We start from the raw sequence: 20,840 nt of genomic DNA on the forward strand, positions 1-20,840 counted from the left end.
ACCTTCACACAACCAGAGAAAGAGATCACATGAAGAAGATTCTTCTGTCGGCGACAGCGCTTGTCGCCGCAGGTGCCTTCGCACTCACCGGCTGCTCCTCCGAGCGTGGCGGTGACACAGGATCAGGCGAGGAAGCCACAGCAGGTTTCGCCGCCGACGCCACCATCGGTGTCGCCCTCCCGGACAAGACGTCTGAGAACTGGGTGCTCGCCGGAAAGCTGTTCACCGAGGGTCTCGAAGAGGCCGGCTTCAAGGCTGACGTGCAGTATGCGCCGGCCACGAACACGGTTGCCGAGCAGCAGAACCAGATCCAGGCCATGGTCACCAACGGTGCCAAGGTCATCATCATCGGCGCGAAGGACGGCAAGCAGCTGGCCACGCAGGTGCAGGCGGCTCAGGATGCCGGCGCCTACGTGATCGCCTACGACCGTCTGATCGAGAACACCGAAGCTGTGGACTACTACGTCGCCTTCGACAACTTCAAGGTCGGCCAGCTCCAGGGGCAGGCTCTGCTGGATGGTCTTGCCGAGCGCGCAGACCACGACGCTCCGTACAACATCGAGTTGTTCTCCGGTTCGCCGGATGACGCGAACTCCGCTGTGTTCTTCGATGGCGCGATGGACGTGCTCCAGCCGAAGATCGACGACGGAACCCTGAACGTCGTTTCCGGTCAGACGGAGATCAACCAGACGGCGACTGAGGGCTGGTTGGCTGAGAACGCCCAGAACCGTATGGACACGCTGCTCACCGGCTCATACAGCGGTGACACCGTGATCGACGGCGTTCTTTCCCCGAACGACACCCTCGCTCGCGCCATCATCACCTCGGTGCAGCAGGCCGGCAAGCCGGTTCCGGTTGTCACCGGTCAGGACTCTGAGGTTGAGTCGGTGAAGTCGATCATGGAGGGCGTGCAGTACTCCACGATCAACAAGGACACCGCACTTCTCGTTGAGCAGTCCATCAAGATGGTCGGCCAGCTGCAGAAGGGCGAAGACGCTGACGTCAACGACACCGAGCAGTACGACAACGGTGTGAAGGTGGTTCCGGCCTACCTGCTTGACCCGATCATCGTCACGCAGGCGAACGCTGCCGAGTCGTACGCCAACGTCCCGAGCCTGCTCGAGATCGTGAACTCGTACAACTAAGCAGAGATTCTCTCTAAAGAGGTTTTCTCTAACGAGGTTCCCTCTAAGAGGTTCTTTGCAACAGAGCCGCTCAGACCTTCGGGTCTGGGCGGCTCTTTTGCATGTGCGGCTTTGTCGTATGTGCGGGGTTAGTAGGAAGCGGCGTTCTCAGAAGGGCGCGCTCTCGACGAAAACGACGGTGTTCTGTGCGGGTGGACGGTCGATGTAGACGCGACCGGTTGGGCTCGTCCACTCGAGAAGAGCGCCTTGTTGCTGTTCTACGTGCCAGGGGGAGTGATGCTTCAGCATGTGATGACGCCGACAGAACGCCGAGAGGTTTGTGTCTGATGTCGAGCCCCCGTGGGCTGCGGCGTGGTTGTGGTCGAGGTCGCATTTTCTCGACGCGATCCCGCACCCGGGAAACCGACACCGTTGGTCGCGTGCGCGCAGATGCCGCCGCAGATGTTCGCTCGGTCGATATCGGTCCACCGCAAGAAGGTTGCCGGAGATCGGGTGCGTGAGCACGCGATCCCAGCCGATCGCCTGGCCAGCGAGGGATCGAGCCGTCGCTGCATCAATGGGGGCCGTCCCGTCGAGCTCGGCTGGCGGTGCTGCGCTGCGGAGCGCGCGCTCGTGGGCGTTCAGGCGCGAGGGGGTGCCACGAGGGCGAGCAACCTGCGGGAGCACGTCGTCGCCGATGAGCGTCATGACCGGGACCGTAATCTCTACCTTCGCGTGGATCTCACTAAGCAACGCATCGGTGGTGTCGTGACCAACGGGGATGCCGGTGAGCGCGAGGTCGATCAGGAGGTCGGTGCGGAGTTGGTCGATGGTGCGCTCATCTGCACAGGCACCAGTACCAGCATCCCTTGCAGTCTTGACGTTCTCGCCGTGCACCGCATGTGCCATTTGGGAGAGCCGATCAAACATGCCGTGAACAAGGGCAACGGGGCCGTATGCAGACAAAATCGCCATACCGTCGTCGCACTCTTTTACCCAGATGCGACGGGTCTCGCGGGCATCGCGATGGCGTTCATCGATCGTGCGCTCTTGGAAGCGTTCTGCTGCCCGGCGCGCCAGCCGACGTAGCCGATTCGGTGACTCGGTCTCGGCAATCGCGATGATCTGTGCAGCGTATGCCTGGCGGTTGTCTGCATCGTCGAGGTGGGCGCCCGCGTCGACGATTACGCGGGAATGTGCGCTAGAGATGCGGCCATCTCCTTGCGCTTCCCACACCGTCGGAAAGCGTTCCACGAGCCAGGAGGCGTCTGCCATGCGGCGCTCGACAGTGCGATCACTCACATGCTGAGCTGCGCCGATCTCGGCCGCTATCGTGCGGATAGCCATGTCGCCGTGGTCTGGATGGGAGGCGGCCCGCGCGATATCGATCGCCAGGCGGCCTGCCATCGCCAACATGCCGTCGCGTGCTGCTTGCATACTGCTTAACGTTGACTCAGCCACCTCAAGAGACGCGACGAGATTGGCGAGCATCGCCATCTGCGAGTCTGTCGCGTCGAGGAGTGCGGTCATGGCTTCAGTCCACCACGGACCACCGACATTCGAACCTCGATTTGTGCGCCCGCCTGAACTCCGCATGGAACCACTGGGCACAGCCTGATTTACTGTTCGGGTGTTGCTCAATGCGGTCGATCTGGGGGAGGGGCCCGCGTCGCTGTTCTGCTGCATGGACTCATGGGGTCAGCGGAAAGCTGGTGGCGTCTGATGCCGCTCCTCACCCGTCGGGGCTACCGCGTGCTGGCGCTTGATCTTCCCGGCCATGGGCTATCTCCACGTGATCCTCAACTGACAGTTGAGCGCGCGGCGGCTGCGGTCGACGAGACCGTGCGGTTCCTTGCTCCTGGCCAACCGGTTTCTGCCATCGGGCATTCTTACGGAGCGACCGTTCTTGCGGCGGTGGCAGCGCGACTACAACCAGAACTCACCGTGTACGTGGATGCTTCGTTCTCGTTCGCGGGCGGTGATGACCGTAGGACACTTATCGCCGCATACGCACGAGATCGCGCTGCGCGGCTCTCCGCCCATGACCTGCGTCGAAGTCGACCGTTCTACTCGGCAGAAGACGCTGTGGTGGAGGCGCGGGCCGCGGAAAGATTCGACCCGTCGACTTCGGCGGCCCTCTCCTGTGGGCGCGATGAATCGTGGACGGCGGCGCCAGGTTCCATCATGATTCGAGCGGACCCTAGCATCTGGGTCGGCGACGATGATGCCCAACGGTTGGAGCAGAGTGGAGTGACTGTGCGCAGCATCCCTGGTGCGGCGCACACCGTCTGGTACAGCCATTTCTCGGAGTTCGTGACATCTCTTCCTGAAATGTTTGGTGAAGCCTGACCGGTCTTACGCACCCTGTCAGCCGCGCAGCGCGTGCGCAGCCTCTCGCGTGCGCTGCAGCGCGTCTACCGTCTCGGCATAGCGTCGCTTAGCGACACCGATGAAGAGACAGTCGACGAGCGTGAGCTGTGCAATCCTGCTCACCATCGCCCCCGCGCGGAAGGTCGACTCCCGCACCTCTGTGAACAGCGAGTGATCCGCCATGCGTGTGAGGGGGGAGTCCTTGGCCGAGGTGACTGCGATCGTTGCGGCGCCGCCGGCGCGCGCCGCCTCAAGAAAGCGCACCGTCTCCAGCGTTGCTCCTGAGTGCGAGAAGCCGATCGCGACGGTCGGCACAGTGTGCAGCACCGATACCGCGACAGCCTCGTGTGGATCGGTGGGCATATGGGCGTTGCGCCCCACTCGCAAGAGCTTGTGGGTGAGATCTTCGGCCACGAAGCGACTGGCACCCAACCCATAAAGGAGAACCCGGTCAGACCGGTCGATCGCGTCGATCGCTGTTTCCAGAGCATCAAAGTCCAGCTGTGTCACCGTTTCTTCGATGGCGAGAAGTTCGAGCGCGGCGATCTTCGATACGGCTTCGCGCAGAGAGTCTTTCTCAGAAATCTCTGACCCAAAGGCACCGCGCGCGGAGAACTGTGCAGACTCCTTGCCGAGCTCCGCAGCGAGCGCCATGCGAAGTGGGGCGTAGCCGCTGAAGCCGATCGCGCGACAGAACCTCACGACCGAGGCGACGGAGGTATGGCACTCTTCCGCGAGGTCGTTGATTGTCTTTTCGATGACGACGGACGGGTTTTCGCGCACAACGTGGGCGATGCGAGCGAGCGACGGCGGCAAAGTCGAAACGGCGGCCTCGATCGTCGATTGGATACTCATCGTTCCTCCGCCAGTCATATGTAAATCATTTTCATAGATTCTAGTTGGCATGTAGTCTCTTTTCACACCCCTTATTTTGGCTATCGAGGAGAACTGATGAGCGAGCGCCTGACTGTCTCTGTTGACCTCGGTAAGTCGCGGTGCCGGGTGCGTATCACCGGCAACGAGTCCAGTGCTGAGCGTGCGGGCACGGGGGCGCCAGGCCTTGCAGCCTCAGGGGGAGTGCAGGCGGCGGCCTCGGCGATCATGTCGTTGCTCGAAGTCGAAGACCTGCGGTCAGCGGGTGTCGAGGTTGTCAGCGTGGGGGCGGCTGGTGCGTGGCTCGCTCCGCAGGCGGGCCAAGAACTAGCGAATCATCTCGCTGGCGCTCTCGGATCCCGCGCTGTCGTCACCTCTGATGTTGTTACCGCCCACGCCGGAGCGCTCGACGGAGCACCAGGTGCGCTACTTATTGCCGGGACCGGCGCCGCGGCCCTCGGAATCGAGACGGGCGGTGCCCGCCTCATTGATGGGTGGGGGCCCGAGCTTGGCGACTTCGGTAGCGGCTCGTGGCTTGGACGAGAGGCACTGCGAGCCCTGCTGCGCACTGTCGAAAATGGCACGACCACGACGCTCACCGAGGCGCTTGCCGACGCCGTGGGGTCAGCCGCAGATGTGCAGGGCTGGCTCGCACAAGAGGGACCGTTGCCAAGGCGCCTCGCTACCCTCGCCCCGTTCGTGCTGAACGCTGCAGCTCTGGGCGACCGCGTCGCTCGCGACATCGCTCTCGAAGCGGTGCGCCTGCTCACGACCTCTGCCACCGCATCATCGCCGCAGACTCGCGAAGTCGCGCTGCACGGTGGGCTCACAGACCACGTCTGGTTCCGCGGAGAACTGATCTCCGCACTTCACACTGCCGGTCGAGACGTTGTGCCGTCGGCGGGTGATGCCCTCGACGGCGCGCTGCTGATCGCGCACCGTACCGACCTCCCTCACGAAAGGTTCGTGCATCGTGCCGGATGACAACTTGCGCCTCACCGAGATGCTCTCTGTGCTGGATCGCCTCGACACCGAAGCGTCGACGACAGAGCGAGGCGACCTCGATCTTCTGAGCACAGCGGAACTCGTGCGCCAGATGAACGCGCAGGACCACCGCGTGCCTGCGGCGGTCGGCGAGTGTGCAGAAGAGATCGCCGTCGTGGTCGATGGAATCGCCGAGCGCTTCCGGCACGGAGGTCGCCTGATTTACATCGGAGCAGGAACGGCAGGCCGTATCGGGGTGCTGGATGCCAGCGAGTGCCCTCCCACTTTCGGCACTGATCCGTCGATGGTGGTCGGTCTCATCGCGGGGGGAGAGACAGCAATCCGCTCGGCAGTAGAAAATGCCGAGGATGACCATGAAGCGGCGGAGGCTTCGCTGCGCGAGCTCCACCTCACGGCGCGCGACACAGTGGTGGGGATCTCTGCCTCTGGTCGCACGCCCTACGTGGTGGGCGGGTTGACCTACGCGCGCAGCATCGGCGCGTTCACGGCCGCCATCGCCTCAAATGCCCACTCCGAGATTGGCGCCGCGGCCGAGATCGCGATCGAAGTCATTACCGGGCCTGAATTCATCTCTGGATCCACTCGACTGAAATCGGGCACAGCCCAGAAGCTCGTCGTCAATATGCTGACGACCCTGTCGATGATCAAGCTCGGCAAGACGTACCACGGCGTGATGGTCGACCTGTTGGCAACCAACGAGAAGCTTCACGCACGTTCGATTCGCACAGTCTCCCAGCTCGCCGGAGTCGGAGTCGACGAAGCGGCAGAAGCACTGCGGGCGGCTGATGGCTCCGTCAAGCTCGCCCTGCTGATGCTCGCAACGAACGCTTCACCGGAGTCTGCAGCCACAGCACTAGATGCCGCTGACGGCATACTTCGCGTGGCCATCGCGACGCTTTCCTGAATTCGGGCTCATTCCTGAATCCCGGCGCTAGTGCGCCCCTCCGAACTCGATCAGTCCCACCCCGACGACGATGAGGGCCACGCCCACAGCCATGAGTGCGGAGAAGTGATCTTTGAAGATCACGCGACCGAGCACCGCGGTAAGGGCAACACCGGCAGCTGCCCAGATTCCATAGGCGACCCCCACCGGCATGCCCAGTGCGAGGATGGCTCCGAGAAGGGTGAATGCCGCGAGATAACCCACGACGATCATCGGAATCCAGCGGCGTCGGCGGAGCCCATCTGACGCGCGAAGACTCAATGTCGCCGTGACCTCGCTTGCAATCGCCAAGACGAGGAGGAGCCAGGTCATGAGATGACCTTCTTCGGGCGACGAGGGTGGGAGCCAAGTTCAACGAGAAGCACGCCGAGGACGATCACTCCCACGCCGATGATCTGCACCGCTCCCAGAAGCTCATCGAACAAAACGGTACCGAGGATCGCGGTGAGAACCACCCCAAGCGCCGACCAAATTCCGTACGCAACGCCCACTGGCATACCGCGATCCAGGACGACAGAAAGCAACCAGAGGGAGCCGGAGTAGCCGAGCACCACCGGGATCAGCCACAGCGGATGGGTGAATCCCTCGGCAGCGCGTAGCGAGAGCGTTGCTGCCACTTCCAGCCCGATGGCTACCAAAAGCGGTGGCCATGCCGATCGGCTCCCGAATTCGTGTTGTCCCACGACTTGTAGGCTAGACGCATCCCCCGACTTTCACCGGCAACTCGCGCGCCGGCGACCTCGGTGCGCGCTCACACATGCAAGGACGCAGATGAACGATTCCGCGGCACACCGCGATGACTGGACAGCGAGCGAAGAGTTGGCGGAGCGGATGATCCCGCTCATCGGTGCTCTTCGGCGTGAGCGTGACGTGGTCACCTCCCTGCACGGGCACCGACTTCTCGGGCTCTCTGCCACAGGACTTGTCGAAGTGCACGAGCGCGTCGCCCAGCTCGGACACGAGCGCCTCCCGATCGAACAAACCTTGGCTGTGCTGGAAGCAATCCGCGCCCTGGGGCCAGGAGCTTCCTCGCTGGATCTTGCCCGCCTGGTTGCAGAGCACGCCGAAAGCGGTAAGTCGCTCGAGACGTACCTGGCAGATGTGCTCGCGCCGGCCATGGGTGCTGTTGTGGCAGAGCCCACCGATGTCGTCCTCTATGGGTTCGGACGCATTGGTCGCCTGCTCGCTCGCATCCTCATTGCGCACACAGGCGGAGGAAGCGGGCTTCGGCTGCGTGCGATCGTCGTTCGGCGGGGCGCCGAGAACGACCTCGCCAAGCGTGCATCCCTGCTGCTGCGCGACTCGGTGCACGGCCGCTTCACTGGCTCTGTCACGGTTGACGAAGAAGCAGACCAGATCATCGCTAACGGCACCCGCATCCAGGTGATCTACTCTGATGACCCCGCCAGCATCGACTACACCGCGTATGGCATCGACCGCGCCATCGTCGTCGACAACACCGGTCGCTGGCGCGACGAGGAAGGCCTCTCGCAGCACCTGCAGTCCACGGGCGTCGCACGGGTGCTGCTTACGGCGCCGGGCAAGGGGCCGCTGAAGAACATCGTGCACGGCATCAATGATGAGACGATCGACGACGCCGACCGCATCCTGTCAGCGGCGTCGTGCACCACCAACGCCATCACGCCAGTGCTCGCAGCAATCGATGAGGCGTACGGCGTCGTCAAGGGGCACGTCGAGACCGTGCATTCGTTCACCAATGATCAAAACTTGATCGACAACTTCCACAAGGGAGACCGTCGGGGCCGCTCTGCAGTGCTCAACATGGTCATCACAGAGACGGGCGCCGCGAAAGCAGTCGCCAAGGCGCTCCCGCAGTTGGAGGGCAAGCTCACCGGTTCTTCCATCCGCGTTCCCACGCCTGATGTGTCACTCGCCGTCTTGCATCTGACCATCAAGAGGCCCGCAACGAAGGAACAGGTAAACGACTACCTGCGTCGGGTTTCGTTGCACTCCAAGCTCCGCCAGCAGATCGACTATGTGGAGAGCCCGGACGTTGTCTCCACAGATTTTGTCGGATCTCACCGTGCCGGCATCGTGGATGGACTGTCGACGATTGCCGACGAAGACACCCTCATCTTGTACGTCTGGTACGACAACGAGTTCGGGTACTCCTGTCAGGTGATCCGCGTGCTTGAAGTGATGGCTGGTTCACACCCCATCGTTCTTCCCGCTCGTCGAGTGGTGACGCTGCAGGGCTGAGCGTTACTCGTTCGCGTGCCGCCCGAGGAAGCTGTAGACCTCGTTGTCATCGACGCCGGGGAATGCGCCGCGGGGGAGCGGCGAGAACATGTGCGTGTGCACACGCGCGCTCGGCCAGGCGCGTGTGCTCCACCGCTCTGTCATCTCCGCAGATGGGCGACGGCAACACGACTCATCGGGGCAGTGCGACACGGCGCGGTCGTTGGTCTCACGCCCGCGCCACCAACGAGCGTCGTCGAACGGCACACCGACCGTGATCGAGAACTCTCCGTCGGTCGAAAGGCCTGTCTGCGTTGAGCACCAGAAGGTGCCGGATGGGGTGTCGGTGTATTGGTGATGTTCGTTGGTGCGGTTCTGCTGGGTGAAGGCAGCGCGAGCCTGGAACTTGCGGCATACCCGCTGGCCCTCCACCGCTCCGGTGACATCCATCGGTAGGGGCAGATCATCATTCTCGTAGACGCGAGTGATGGCGCCGGTGCCATCGACGCGCAAGAAGTGCAGTGACATACCAAAGTGCTGGGTGAGGAGATTAGTCATCCGCATGCCAGCCCCCTCATGCGTCACCCCGAACGCATCACGGAAATCTTCAACAGCGAGGTTGCGATCTTTCTTCGCCTGCTGCAGAAAAGTGACGGCGGCGGTTTCCGGCATCAGGCAGCAGGCAGCGAAGTAGTTGATCTCTAGGCGCTGTTGCAAAAAGTCGGCGTAATCGGTCGGTGGGGTATGCCCGAGGTAGCGGTGCGCCATGGCTTGCAACGCCATCGACCGCAGTCCGTGCCCTCCCGGGATGGAAGCTGGCGGCAGGTAGATGCGACCGTTCTCAAGATCGGTGACAGAGCGCGTGGAATGCGGCAGGTCATTGACGTAGATGAGATCGAATCCGAGCTTCTCGGCCATGATGCTCACCGTGCGGTGGGTGAGCGCTCCCTGCACGTGACCCGCTGCTTTGAGGTGCTTCTCTGCCACCTTTTCGATTTCGGGGAGGTAATTATGCTGCGCCCGCATGCGCAGCCGCAGCTCGGTGTTCGCGCGCCGGGCCTCTTCTGGCGTTGCAATGGCCTCGCGCTCTCGGCGCTCCAGTTCGCGGTGCAGTCCGAGAACCGACTCGATCGTCTCGTCGCTCATTCCTTTGGTCACTCGAACCGGTGCCACGCCCAGCTGGCGGAAGACAGGGCTCTCTTGCGCTCGTTCGAGTTCGATCTCTAGAGCAGCCCGGCGGTTGGGCGGCTCGCCAGAGATGAGGTCGGTGACCTCAGTGCTCGTGGCATGCGCAATTGCCTGCAAGAGCGACAGCTTGGGTTCGCGCTTGCCGTTTTCGATCAGGCTCAATTGCGACCCAGCGACACCCACGAGCGCGCCCAACTCGTCCAGAGTGAAGCCGCCGGCCAGCCGGTGGTGGCGAATGCGGTGGCCGAGAGTCGTGAGGTGAATTCCAGAGGACGGCATTGTTTGAGTCTAGCGAAAGAATCGCGTTTTTTATCCAACATATCGGCCGAAAGTTCTGCGGGATTCGGATGATGATGGATGTACGGCCCACACTTTTAAAGGAGCACCGCATGGCAATCGCCGAAGTCTTCACCCCTCGCACGTCTCCCGTCTCTGCGACGCGTACGTTCGGCGCGGCTCCCACCTATGAAACTCCCGCCATGTCGGAGTTGACCGCATGGGTTGAGCAGATTCGTGAGCTGACACAGCCGGAGTCCGTGCACTGGGTCGATGGTTCGCGTGCAGAGAATGACTGGCTGCTGCGCGGGCTGGTTGATGAAGGCAAACTCATCAAACTCAACCCCGAGTGGCGACCTGGCTCTTACCTTGCGCGCTCGCACCCCAGCGATGTCGCCCGCACGGAGGGGCGTACGTTCATCGCGTCGGAGCGTGAAGAAGACGCAGGTCCCACCAACAACTGGGCCGCACCGGCGGAGATGCACCAGAAGATGGACGAAATCTTCGAGGGATCTATGCGCGGTCGCACCATGTACGTGGTGCCTTTCTCGATGGGTCGCGTCGGTGGCCCGCTCTCGCACATCGGCGTGCAGATCACCGACAGCGCCTACGCGGTCGCTTCAATCGGCATCATGACCCGGATCGGCGATGCCGTCACACGGCAGATCGCTGAAGGCGCACCGTGGGTAAAGACGGTTCACAGCGTTGGGGCACCGCTCGCGGCGGGGGAGCCAGACGTGGAGTGGCCCTGCAACGACGACAAGTACATCGTGCACTTCCCCGAGACGTTGGAGGTGTACTCCTACGGTTCCGGCTACGGCGGCAACGCCATCCTGGCGAAGAAGTGCTTCGCTCTTCGCATCGCGTCTGTGATCGCGAGGGATGAGGGGTGGCTCGCCGAGCACATGTTGCTCATCCGAGTGATTGATCCTCAGGGCAAGGCGTACCACGTCGCCGCCGCTTTCCCCTCGGCCTGCGGCAAGACGAACCTCGCCATGCTGCGCCCCACTATTCCCGGCTGGAAGGTCGAGACGTTGGGCGACGACATCGCCTGGATTCGTCCAGGCGAAGACGGACGCATGTGGGCGATCAACCCAGAGGCAGGGTTTTTCGGCGTCGCTCCTGGCACGGGGGAGTCGACGAACGTCACGGCAGTCGAGACCCTCTGGGGCAACACCATCTTCACCAACGTGGCGCTTCGTCCCGACGGAGATGTCTGGTGGGAAGGCCTGACAGAAGAGGCACCAGCACACCTGATTGATTGGGAAGGCAACGACTGGACGCCAGATTCTGGTCGACCGGCGGCGCACCCCAACTCCCGTTTCACCGTATCTGCGGCGCAGTGCCCGCAGATCGCAGATGACTGGGAAGAGGCGGTGCCGCTGGATGTGATCCTGTTCGGCGGACGCCGTGCAAGCAACGTGCCGCTCGTGGTCGAAGCCACGGACTGGACCCACGGCGTCTTCCTCGGCTCCAACATCTCTTCTGAGCGCACGGCTGCTGCCGAGGGCACACTGGGTGAGTTGCGTCGCGACCCGTTCGCGATGCTGCCGTTCTGTGGGTACAACATGGCTGACTACTTCGGGCACTGGCTCAAGGTCGGTCGAGGTCTGCGCTTCGACAGGGCACCGCGCATCTTCCAGGTCAACTGGTTCCGCCGCGGCGCAGACGGACGGTTCCTGTGGCCAGGTTTCGGCGACAACTCTCGAGTCATCGACTGGGTCATCCGTCGTGTCGCTGGCGATGTGCCTGCCGTCGACAGCCCGATCGGACGCCTGCCACGAGTGGAAGACCTCAACCTGGATGGACTGAACATTCCAGAAGCCGACCTCGAAGAGCTCTTCTCCGTCGACCCAGAGGCATGGAAGACCGAGGCCGACCTCACCGAGAAGTTCTACGACACCTTCGGCGACAAGGTGCCGGTAGCCCTGCGCGCAGAGCTGTCATCTCTGCGCTACCGCCTCTCGAAGGCGTAGCACCCAGACCGGTGCCGGCTCGGGGGAGCCGGCACCTCCGGGCACCATGCCCCCAAACCCGCGAAGGCGGGACATCAGAGACAAACCCATGGCTGAGTGGTCTCCGACGTCCCGCCTTCGTGCTGCGTGTTTCGTGTTGCGTGTAAGTGGTCGCTGCTCGCCTGGTCAGGTGAGGAGCTGATGCCTCGCGAGATCGCGATACAACGGAGTCGATTCGATCAGTTCGGCGTGCGTGCCCTGGCCGACGACCATGCCATCTTGCATAACCACAATGAGGTCGCTGTCGACCACGGTAGAAAGCCGGTGGGCAATCACGATGAGCGTGCGATCAGTGGAGACGGCGTCAATAGCCTCGCGCATGCGCTGTTCATTGACACCGTCGAGCGACGAGGTGGACTCGTCGAGAAGCAGAATCGGGGCGTCGGTCAGCAGCGCACGGGCGATCGCTAGCCGCTGGCGCTCGCCGCCAGACAGCATCACGCCGTCTTCGCCCACAGGGGCGTGAATTCCGAGGGTGTTGCGCTCCAAGACATCGCCAAGATTCACGGCCCGCAGCACGCGCTCGCAGTCGGCATCGCTGGCATCCGGAGACGCGAGGCGCAGGTTCTCCGCGAGGGTTCCTGCAAGGGTGGGCGCATCCTGTTCCACGTAGCCGAAGTTGGCGCGCAACTCGGCGCGGGGGTAGGTGCGGGCGTCATGTCCGTGCAACCGGATGGAACCGCCTGTTGGGTCGTAGAAGCGCTCAATCAGAGACAGGATGGTGCTCTTTCCTGCACCACTCGGACCGACAAGTGCCACCCTCGCACCGCGCGGCACAGCGAACGATACGCCGCGAAGCACTTCGTGCTCCTGAGTGGCGGTGTGCTCTGGCGCGGTTGCAGGTTCTTCGTTTGTGGACTCCAGATGTGCATCTGCAAGCAGGTTTCGCGCTTCCTTCGCCGCGGCCTTTCGTGCCGCGACGACGTTGGCTGGATAGTGAAAGCGCACATCGCGGAACTCGAGCGCTGGCGCGTCCGTGCTGGAGTCTGCGGCGCTGGAGTCTGCGGTGCTGGACTCTGCGGATTGCGGATGCGTCTCGCGAAGAGTTGCAGCGATGCGCGCGTCGTCTTGCTCTTCCGTAGGGAGGTCAAGCACTTCCTGAATACGCCCGAGGGCACCCAGAGCCTGGTTCACAGAGGTGATCGCCCCGAAGGTGGTGGCGAGAGGCATCACGAGCAGGAAGAGGAACATGATGAACGCGATGAGCGAGGCGATGGTGATGGCGCCTGCGGCCACCCTAAACCCGCCAACACCAAGCACCACCAGCAGGGAGAGCTGCAGGGCGATACCGGAGACCGGAACGACGAGCGAGGAGATTTTGGCGATGCGCACGCCGATGCCGTAGGCCTCTGATGCGAGCTCAGAGACGGCGTTCGTCTCGCGCTCGGTTGCCCCAGAGGCGCGAATAGTGCGGATGGAACCGACGGCGCGCTCGACGCCAGAGGCGAGTTCGCCAACCTTCTCTTGCTGCGCCGTCGATGCGGTGCGAATGCGGCCACTCAGCGAGACCACGACCACCACAGAGACGCCGATCACGACAACAATCAGGAGCAACAAAATCGGGTCGATCACGAGCATCGCGATCAGAGCGCCGACGAAGAGGACGGCGCTCCCCACAGCATCGGCAAGACCCTGGGTGAGTACGGCGTACAACAGCGTGGTGTCAGTGCCCACGCGAGACACGAGGTCTCCGGTGCGCCGAGCATCGAACTCCGACGTCGGAAGGTGCAGGATGCGGGCGATCAGCTGGCGACGGCTGGAATAGACCACGGCCGTTCCTGTGCGCTGCAGCAGGTAGTGCTGGAAGCCGGAGATGATCGACGACAAGATGACGAACCCGACCAACAGCCAGACCAGCACGCCGATTCCTACGTCAGATTGAACGGCCTCGATCACCTGTCCGACCAACAGCGGTTGCACGAGCGAGGTCGCTGCGCCGACCACGCTGAGTACGGCCACCACGATGAGGGTGCGCTTGTGTTCGAACAAAAAGGGGAGGAGCTGGCGGAAAGTAGCGCGCGGGCCTTCTGGCTGCGCACCACGTCCGCGGCGGCGTGTTGTCGCCGTACCGGACATACGTGACCTCGATCTGAAGATGGGTGTAATACGACCGTACTTCGTCGGGGCGCCCGCTGACGCGGCTTGCGCGAGCGTCGGGCAATCACGCTAATGTGTGGATTAATATATCGCAGGGGTGGGGGCTCCCTGTTCGTAAAGGGGCAAGGGGGCGCAATGGCGTCAGCAACACTTCCGCGGCAACGCAACAGAGCCACATCGAGTCGCGCAAGCGCGACGCCGCTCATCGTCGGTCTCGCAGCCGTGGTGATCAGCATCGGGCTGGCTGTCTTCGTTGTCCTCTTCGCAAGCAACCCAGTGAGTGTGTTCTTCGATGTGCCGATGCCGCTCGTGATCGCGGAGTTCTGGTGGCTCAGCATGCTCGGCTACATCCTCACACCTGTCATCGTCGTGGCCTGCTACGGCTGGGACCGCATCGCACAACGCAAAGGGCAGCGCGAAAACTCCAACTTTGTTGATCGTGAGGGATACACGAAGATCCTGCTGGGGGCCGCCGCCTTCGCGATCTTGCTGGCCGTGTGGCACGTGCTCAACCTCAGCGTTCCGTTGACCGAGCTCTGGGGGCTCGCGTGAGACGGGGGATGTTTGCGGCCACTGTTGCCCTGGCGTCGTTGTTGCTCGCGCCTTCCGCAGCGACGGCAGCCGCCATTTCGGTTCCCGCCCATTCGCCGGTCGCCGCCGCGGTCTCCTCGGGCGAAAGCCTGTCGGACACGGGGGAAGCAGCGATCGCCGACCTCCGCGTGTGCTTGGCCTCCAGAGACACCCTCAACGTTTATTATCTGATCGACTCTTCGCGGTCGTTGAAAGTTGCTGACGACGGTGGGGCTGGTTCGGACCCCGACACTCTGCGCGCATCCATTTTGGGAAACAGCCTTGAGCAGCTTGGCGCGCTCCGTGACGGACTCGCCGTGAACTGGGCGGCGGGTTTCTTCTCGAACGACTTCGAGCCGTCTTCCGCGTGGAGCAGCTGGGACAGTGGATCGTCCGGTGCGCTCGCCGCGCAGATTAAGGCACAGCAACCATCCGGCTACACCAACTGGCCAGCGGGCTTGGCAGGCGCCCAAGAGTCGCTCGCAGCGCAACAAGCTGCGGATCCGGGGTGTCCTCTCCTTATCTGGCTGACAGACGGCGAGATGGACATTCGCTCCCCCGATGGCCCAGGGGAGGAAGACGCCGCAGCATTCGCCGACATGTGCAGTGCTGATGGAGTCTTCAACTCGTTCCGACAGTCCGGCGTTGTGGTGCTCGGCGCACTCTTGGCAGTGGGCTCCAGTGCGGTGGGCGCCGTGGGGCCGATGCAATCGCTGGTGGAAGGCGAATCGCCGCAGTCAGATCAGCAGTGCGGTGTGACACCTCAGCCCGAAAGTTACGTGCACGGCGCATTCGCGACCGCGTCTGCACCAGATTCGCTCGCTCGCGTCTTTCTGGAACTCGGCGCGCAGGTGGATGGGGGATACCCTCGGCCTTTCGAAGCGGACGGCTCGTTTTGGATTGATGAAGGAGTTGCGCGCTTCCGCATCGTGCTCGCGGGGGAGTGGACATTGACGCCTCCCGATGGGTCTGGCTTGTCCGCAGCCTCGCACGACACGCCTCAGGAATGGGCTGGCGTCGACGAGGCTAACGGTGCGACAGTTATCGAGGTTCGCGAAAGCGATGCCGTCCCCGGCAAGTGGCGGCTCGACTCGACGGACGCACGATCCTTGTTCCTCTTCAGCGACCTTCGCATCGTCTTCGACGACACGAACACGATCGAGCTGTCAGACGATGGAACGGCGCCCGCTTCCGCGTCGCTGAACGCGACGGTTGTCGACACCGACGGAGCGCCCGTTGACTTGGATGTGTATGGAGAGAGCGTCTTTACCGCGTCCTTCCTTGACGCTGAGGGAGGGCGCACAGAGCTCAGCGGCGCCCGTATTGATCGCCCGACCGGAACCATCACGATTCCTGTCCCGTCCGACCTGACGGCAGCTCAACTTGTGGTGACTGCCTCGATCGACCCCCTGGTGACTCGTGAGCATGGAGCCAAGCTGGCCGCGGTAACGGTGCAAAACACAATCGAGCTCACGCTGCCTGCGGCCTACCCTTCGGTGAAATCTCCGCCTGTCGTCCTCTCCGACCTGGAGGGGGCAGGAGGTCAAGCAAGTGGGGTGATCACGTTTGTCGGGCCCACCGAGGGCGGTGATGGCGTCGTCTGTCTGCCTGGGGACCCGACGGTGATCAGCGACGCAAGCAATCGTACGGATTGGCAGTGGGGAGTTGACTCCTCTCTTGACGCTGCTGGATGCGTGATCGTGCCGGCGAACGGCGAGCAAACCGTCGAGATCACTGCCGAGAACGCCGTGGCGGCAGACAGCCTGGTTCAGGCATCGCTTCCGGTGACTTTTCAATCGGCCGATTCTTCAGGAGAGCCACTGCGCCAAGACATCCCCGTGCAGTTTCGTTCCACGCACCCGGTGAACACCATCGCGGTCGTGCTCGTGACATTGGCGCTGCTGGCACTGGGAATTCTGATCCCGTTGATCATCCTCTGGATCATCAACTGGGTGACTACTCGAATCGACGTGCCTCGCGACGTGCAACGTGCGTCATTCCCTGTGCGGATCACCGCTGCGGGTTCGAAGATCACGGCACCACGCGCGGGAAGTGCGCTCTCGGACGCATTCGTTTTCGGTAAGCCCTCAGATGGTCAGCGTGAAATACGTGTCGGCACTCTGGGCACTCTTCGTGCCCGGGTGCCGTGGTGGCCGCTGCGCGCGCCCTGGTACGAAGTGGAGGCACCGGCAGGCTCATCGATCGTCGCAGCACGCGTGGGGCGCACGGCATCAGGCGTTCGGGATGCGAAGGGCCGAATCCGGTTCGCGAAGCTTCCGCTGGATCGTTTTTGGGCAGTCGTCGTCTCGGACAACGAACTACGCAATACGCCGCGTGGCGCCGACGTCAATGGCACGGTGGTGTTCTATCACCGCGCGAAGGCTGGCGACGAAGGACAGCTCAGCCAGCGCCTCTCCGAGGTCGAGAATGACTCGTTGCTGGGGGAGGCCACCAACAAGGCTCGCGCGGCGCTCGAGCAAACGCAGCGACGTAAATCAGACGGCAACCACACGAAGAAGCCGTCGGACAACGCACCCCAGGACCGATCTCCTGGTGCAGGTAGTCCGCCCCCGCCCATCCCAGGGCGCGAAGCGGGGCGTGCAGCGCCTCCGCCACGAAATGCGCCTCGTGCTCCACAGCCGGGCACACCATCACCTCGTTCCGGGGCAACACCCCCGCCCCCACCGCCGCGGCCGGGCACTCCGCCACCGCCGCGACCTTGACACGACTTTTACTGCACGGATCAACGAAAGACAGAGAACACAATGCTTCGTCCCTTCCTCATCATCGGCGTTGGCGGATCCGGCGGTAAGACGCTGCGCGGCCTGAAGTATCAGCTTGAGCTCAAACTGCAGCAGGCCGGCTGGGCCGGTGGCATCCCCGCCGCCTGGCAGTTTCTCCACTTCGACACACCGACTGTGCAAGACGGGGTGGATTACCCTGCTCCGTTTCTGCCCGCCCAGGAGTACAAGGGGCTGGTGAGCGCCGGGGCCAACTACGACACCGTCTTTAAGACCATCGAAGGCGCGCATGCCGCGAACCAGAAGGTGCACGCAGACGTTGAGCGTCAGCTTCCTGACGCACGTCGAGTTCGCGTCGACGTGACCAAGGGTGCCGGGCAGTTCCGAGCAGTCGGTCGCGCGGTGGCACTTTCAGCGACCCGCGATATTGCCGTCGCTGCGCGTGCGGCGATCGCCCGGCTTGGTGATGCCTCCGCGCTCGCCGAGCTGCAGACGCTGGGACGCGCCCTGCGCGCACGAGAAGAGTCGGCAAACAGTAGTCCCACCGTGATCGTGGTGTCTTCGGTGGCGGGCGGATCTGGTGCAGGCCAGTTCCTCGATGTGATCGAGATCGTGAAGTCGACAGCGAAGCAGTACCCGTGGTCGAACGAGGTCTTCAGCATTCTCTACGCCCCCGATGTGTTTGATCAGCTGGGGGTAACCGCCGGGACGCCTGGTAACGCTCTGGCAGCGATCGCCGAAACCATGAACGGTTTCTGGACAGACACGCCCTCACCGTCGACCATCGAACTGCTGCAGACCCAGGGTGTGGCGCCCTCGTACGGCGGAGCTCGTGATCGTGTGGGCGCGGCATACCCCTTCATCGTCGGTCGGAGTAACTCGAAGGTGACCTTCGCCGACCAGAGCGAGGTATATAGCGCTGTCGCCGCAAGCCTGTCTGCATGGATCACCGATGACCGCGTGCAGGACAGCATCACCGCCTATGCGTCTGGCAACTGGCAAGCGCGGGTGTCTGCCAACGTGCTTCCAGACAACACAGGGCTGACCAACCCGGCACACCACTCACCCGCGTTCTCTTCGATGGGCTTCGGACGAGTGACATTGGGACGAGACAAGTTCTTCGAGTACTCCGCCGAGCGTCTCGCCCGCTCTGTCATCGACAAGATGCTCTACGCACACACAGAAACGGATCCGCTGTTCGCCCAGCGGACCGAGGTTGAATGGATTTCCGTGCGCGCGGATCAGGACTATCAACGCTTTATTCGCGACCTGCGTTTGAACGAAGATACGGAAGAGCACAACGACGTCATCGACCGGTTGCGGGCCACAGAGCAGCTGGAATCGTTGAAGGCCAGGTTGAGCAACGACATTCTCACAAAGCTGGGAGACCCCGCGCAGCTGGATAAGAACGGCGGCTTGGATCTCACCACATGGAGCCAGCGATTGCTTGCACAATGGGGCGAACGAGCGCCGGAGCTTTTGCAGGAAGACCGTGGGCACCGTCAGAACCTCCTTGACGAGTGGATTCGAGTAGTACCCGACGAGCTGTTGTTCGTCATCGCTACCCATGTCGCCACTGCCGGGCTGCCCGTGGTGATGGAGCTTCTCACCCGGTTGGACCGCATGCTCAAAAGCGCCGCCGATGGGTTGGCTGCCGAGGCAAGAACTCACGAAGACTGGGCACAGTCCTTGCCTTCACTCGTCAGCGAAGAGCTGCAGGGCGCGCCAAACCAGCAGTCCATTCGCCCAGATCAGGATGCTGTTCTCGGTGCGGTCGAACGCATGCAGCAGGCGTTGGGATGGGCCTCTGAAGCACCGTTGCGCTACAGCGCGGCGCAACTGTTGAACGAACTCCGTAGCGACTTTCTTGCTCCGCTGCGCACCTACCTCGAGGGTGCGTACGAAGAGCTTTCTCTCCGCGTCAAAGCGCGCAAGACGAGCGACGACCGCGACAACGACTACGACTTCTGGCCGAAATCGGATGACGAGACGGTGCCGCGCAAGTACACGCCAGCTCCGAACGAGCGTCTGCTCGTCGAGCAGGGGGAATATCCGGGAGAGTTCAAGGCGCTGGTGAGGAGCACAGCGTCGACGAACAATGATCGATTCTCCGATGCGATGCGGGAGGTCGTGCAAGAACTGCTCGTCGGCGTCAGCGCACATGCACGGGACGAGGCTGATGCGGCAAGCTGGTCGTTTATCGCGCAGGTTCGTGCCTGGTCACCCGCGGTAACGGCCAGCCGTGAAACGACGCGCTCGCCGCAGAACCCGCGGTTCAGCATGGCGACCACGCCCGATGTCTATGTGGAGCGCGCTCGGCTGTGGATGCGTCGTGAAGGCACCGCATTCAATGCGTATGTCACCGAAGATCTACGGAGCTTCTTCGATGAGGACAGCGTGCTGCCTGACGTGTTCGGACGTCGCCGGGACAAGTTCCGTGAACAGCTTCAAGCCGCTCTCGGTGCGAGTGAGCCGCTCGTCAAGCTCAACCCCACCCTGTTGAGGCTCGTCCATGACAAGGCAACCAACGAGTCCACCAGCCTGGTCTTCAGTTCAATTCCCTTCAAAGCAGGCACCGAAATGTATGCCGTGACCAAGCAGGTGCTTGGTGCGATGGGCTTCTGGAACGACGCGATCTCTGACTCCTGGTTCCAGGACGCGCGGGTAGAGGGGATTGAGGTCTTTGCGATGAGCGGCTTCCCCTACCAGCCCATCGTCATGGACTCCGTGATGGAGCCGATCGCGAGAGACTGGCTGCGTCAGTCCAACACGCAGGAAAGTCGTGAGGCCTTCTGGCGGTTCAAGCGTTCGCGCCTGCTGGGTGAAGCAATTCCTGCCGACCCGACGGTGATCTCGGCGATGCTCCGAGGATGGTACGTCGCCAAAGCGCTCGGACGACTCAAAGTCGAGCAAGACGACGGAGACCGCGGCCCAGGACTCGCCGTATGGGACGCGTCTGCACGCCGATTTGTAGATTTTCCGCGGCCCCTCCTCGATACCCGGCGCACCAAGCCGTATGACTTCCCCGGTGTCGTGATGCAGTCGCTGACGATCGCCCTCGCGCTCTGCAACTCGCAGGAGTCGCTGGCGCCGTTGCGTGCCTACCAAGTGCTTGCGCAGTTGGGGGGAGACGAGTTGGAGATGTCTTCCACGCTCTTGGGCTGGGTGCAGGAAGGAAAGCTCGAGGCAGAGGCCCCAGTGCCGGACGCGGGCAGAGCGGGAGATCCATCCGGGGCTCTGAGCGGTCGGCAACAGTCGTTGCGGGACTACTTCTCGGGCGAGTACGCCAGCTTCCGGTCACAGGTCGCCGAGCACGATTTCTCTGTGTCTGTGTATGACTACCCGGTGAGCTGGGAGATTCGTCACCAGGTCGCTGCCGCATTGCAAAGTCTGTCTTCGGCGGTCATGGCGACCCGGGCTGCGGACAGCGGAGTCTGAC

At 62.8% G+C, this 20,840-nt stretch carries 15 protein-coding genes; 9 read left to right on the top strand and 6 right to left on the bottom strand.

Annotated features, from left to right (window positions below; translation table 11 throughout):
- The first annotated feature begins 29 nt into the window (after positions 1–29).
- The gene (locus tag AB0O87_RS06905; RefSeq protein ID WP_363513234.1) at positions 30–1,145 is read left to right on the top strand and encodes a sugar-binding protein; all 1,116 of its coding nucleotides are present in this window, start codon (positions 30–32) and stop codon (positions 1,143–1,145) included.
- A gap of 147 nt (positions 1,146–1,292) precedes the next feature.
- On the opposite strand, the gene AB0O87_RS06910 is transcribed toward AB0O87_RS06905, so the two are convergent.
- Entirely contained in the window at positions 1,293–2,654 is a 1,362-nt protein-coding gene (locus AB0O87_RS06910) for a DUF222 domain-containing protein (RefSeq protein WP_363513237.1), read from the bottom strand.
- Positions 2,655–2,804: 150 nt separating this feature from the next.
- On the opposite strand from AB0O87_RS06910, the gene AB0O87_RS06915 reads away from it, so the two are divergent.
- Positions 2,805–3,473, top strand: a complete 669-nt coding sequence (locus tag AB0O87_RS06915) for an alpha/beta hydrolase family protein (protein WP_363516120.1) — start codon at positions 2,805–2,807, stop codon at positions 3,471–3,473.
- Positions 3,474–3,491: 18 nt separating this feature from the next.
- On the opposite strand, the gene AB0O87_RS06920 is transcribed toward AB0O87_RS06915, so the two are convergent.
- Positions 3,492–4,367 carry a MurR/RpiR family transcriptional regulator gene (locus AB0O87_RS06920; RefSeq protein ID WP_363513240.1) on the bottom strand — a complete coding sequence of 292 codons (876 nt, stop codon included), beginning with the start codon at positions 4,365–4,367 and terminating at the stop codon, positions 3,492–3,494.
- Between the two features lie 78 nt (positions 4,368–4,445).
- Between AB0O87_RS06920 and AB0O87_RS06925 the strand changes: the two genes are divergently transcribed.
- Together AB0O87_RS06925 and murQ are read left to right on the top strand one after the other, a co-directional pair.
- A complete protein-coding gene (locus AB0O87_RS06925) occupies positions 4,446–5,351 on the top strand; it encodes a BadF/BadG/BcrA/BcrD ATPase family protein (RefSeq protein ID WP_363513243.1) in 906 nt (301 codons plus the stop codon).
- Positions 5,341–6,276 (top strand): N-acetylmuramic acid 6-phosphate etherase, encoded by a 936-nt coding sequence (gene murQ / locus AB0O87_RS06930; RefSeq protein WP_363513245.1) that lies wholly within the window; start codon positions 5,341–5,343, stop codon positions 6,274–6,276. Before AB0O87_RS06925 ends, murQ begins: the two co-directional genes overlap by 11 nt.
- 27 nt (positions 6,277–6,303) lie before the next feature.
- On the opposite strand, the gene AB0O87_RS06935 is transcribed toward murQ, so the two are convergent.
- Both AB0O87_RS06935 and AB0O87_RS06940 read right to left on the bottom strand, forming a co-directional pair.
- Positions 6,304–6,627, bottom strand: a complete 324-nt coding sequence (locus tag AB0O87_RS06935) for an SMR family transporter (protein ID WP_363513248.1) — start codon at positions 6,625–6,627, stop codon at positions 6,304–6,306.
- The gene (locus tag AB0O87_RS06940) at positions 6,624–6,998 is read right to left on the bottom strand and encodes a multidrug efflux SMR transporter (protein WP_363513251.1); all 375 of its coding nucleotides are present in this window, start codon (positions 6,996–6,998) and stop codon (positions 6,624–6,626) included. The genes AB0O87_RS06935 and AB0O87_RS06940 overlap by 4 nt, the downstream gene beginning before the upstream one ends.
- An 88-nt stretch (positions 6,999–7,086) precedes the next feature.
- On the opposite strand from AB0O87_RS06940, the gene AB0O87_RS06945 reads away from it, so the two are divergent.
- The gene (locus tag AB0O87_RS06945; protein ID WP_363513254.1) at positions 7,087–8,535 is read left to right on the top strand and encodes a glyceraldehyde-3-phosphate dehydrogenase; all 1,449 of its coding nucleotides are present in this window, start codon (positions 7,087–7,089) and stop codon (positions 8,533–8,535) included.
- Positions 8,536–8,538: 3 nt separating this feature from the next.
- On the opposite strand, the gene AB0O87_RS06950 is transcribed toward AB0O87_RS06945, so the two are convergent.
- Positions 8,539–9,981 (bottom strand): helix-turn-helix domain-containing protein, encoded by a 1,443-nt coding sequence (locus AB0O87_RS06950; RefSeq protein ID WP_363513257.1) that lies wholly within the window; start codon positions 9,979–9,981, stop codon positions 8,539–8,541.
- 110 nt (positions 9,982–10,091) lie between these two features.
- Here AB0O87_RS06950 and AB0O87_RS06955 point away from each other — a divergent pair, with 110 nt between their 5' ends.
- The gene (locus tag AB0O87_RS06955; protein WP_363513259.1) at positions 10,092–11,954 is read left to right on the top strand and encodes a phosphoenolpyruvate carboxykinase (GTP); all 1,863 of its coding nucleotides are present in this window, start codon (positions 10,092–10,094) and stop codon (positions 11,952–11,954) included.
- Positions 11,955–12,119: 165 nt separating this feature from the next.
- Here the strand turns inward: AB0O87_RS06955 and AB0O87_RS06960 are convergent, their stop codons facing one another.
- Positions 12,120–14,069, bottom strand: coding sequence for an ABC transporter ATP-binding protein (locus AB0O87_RS06960; protein WP_363513262.1), 1,950 nt, complete (start codon positions 14,067–14,069; stop codon positions 12,120–12,122).
- A gap of 156 nt (positions 14,070–14,225) precedes the next feature.
- On the opposite strand from AB0O87_RS06960, the gene AB0O87_RS06965 reads away from it, so the two are divergent.
- The 3 genes from AB0O87_RS06965 to AB0O87_RS06975 are packed head-to-tail and all read left to right on the top strand — an operon-like array spanning position 14,226 to position 20,839.
- Complete coding sequence (locus AB0O87_RS06965; protein ID WP_363513265.1) at positions 14,226–14,642, top strand: hypothetical protein; 417 nt, start codon at positions 14,226–14,228, stop codon at positions 14,640–14,642.
- Positions 14,643–14,650: 8 nt separating this feature from the next.
- The gene (locus AB0O87_RS06970; RefSeq protein ID WP_363513267.1) at positions 14,651–17,383 is read left to right on the top strand and encodes a hypothetical protein; all 2,733 of its coding nucleotides are present in this window, start codon (positions 14,651–14,653) and stop codon (positions 17,381–17,383) included.
- A gap of 42 nt (positions 17,384–17,425) precedes the next feature.
- Positions 17,426–20,839 carry a tubulin-like doman-containing protein gene (locus AB0O87_RS06975; RefSeq protein WP_363513270.1) on the top strand — a complete coding sequence of 1,138 codons (3,414 nt, stop codon included), beginning with the start codon at positions 17,426–17,428 and terminating at the stop codon, positions 20,837–20,839.
- The last annotated feature ends 1 nt before the right edge of the window (position 20,840 follow it).

The sequence above is a fragment of the Microbacterium sp. NPDC076768 genome (assembly GCF_040687205.1).
Taxonomy (GTDB): Bacteria; Actinomycetota; Actinomycetes; order Actinomycetales; family Microbacteriaceae; genus Microbacterium.

Excerpts from the sequence above, each read along its gene's own strand:
- AB0O87_RS06905 (WP_363513234.1), top strand. The coding sequence starts at position 30 with ATGAAGAAGATTCTTCTGTCGGCGACAGCGCTTGTCGCCGCAGGTGCC.
- AB0O87_RS06910 (WP_363513237.1), bottom strand. The coding sequence starts at position 2,654 with ATGACCGCACTCCTCGACGCGACAGACTCGCAGATGGCGATGCTCGCC.
- AB0O87_RS06920 (WP_363513240.1), bottom strand. The coding sequence starts at position 4,367 with ATGACTGGCGGAGGAACGATGAGTATCCAATCGACGATCGAGGCCGCC.
- AB0O87_RS06925 (WP_363513243.1), top strand. The coding sequence starts at position 4,446 with ATGAGCGAGCGCCTGACTGTCTCTGTTGACCTCGGTAAGTCGCGGTGC.
- AB0O87_RS06935 (WP_363513248.1), bottom strand. The coding sequence starts at position 6,627 with ATGACCTGGCTCCTCCTCGTCTTGGCGATTGCAAGCGAGGTCACGGCG.
- AB0O87_RS06945 (WP_363513254.1), top strand. The coding sequence starts at position 7,087 with ATGAACGATTCCGCGGCACACCGCGATGACTGGACAGCGAGCGAAGAG.
- AB0O87_RS06950 (WP_363513257.1), bottom strand. The coding sequence starts at position 9,981 with ATGCCGTCCTCTGGAATTCACCTCACGACTCTCGGCCACCGCATTCGC.
- AB0O87_RS06955 (WP_363513259.1), top strand. The coding sequence starts at position 10,092 with ATGGCAATCGCCGAAGTCTTCACCCCTCGCACGTCTCCCGTCTCTGCG.
- AB0O87_RS06960 (WP_363513262.1), bottom strand. The coding sequence starts at position 14,069 with ATGTCCGGTACGGCGACAACACGCCGCCGCGGACGTGGTGCGCAGCCA.
- AB0O87_RS06965 (WP_363513265.1), top strand. The coding sequence starts at position 14,226 with ATGGCGTCAGCAACACTTCCGCGGCAACGCAACAGAGCCACATCGAGT.
- AB0O87_RS06970 (WP_363513267.1), top strand. The coding sequence starts at position 14,651 with ATGTTTGCGGCCACTGTTGCCCTGGCGTCGTTGTTGCTCGCGCCTTCC.
- AB0O87_RS06975 (WP_363513270.1), top strand. The coding sequence starts at position 17,426 with ATGCTTCGTCCCTTCCTCATCATCGGCGTTGGCGGATCCGGCGGTAAG.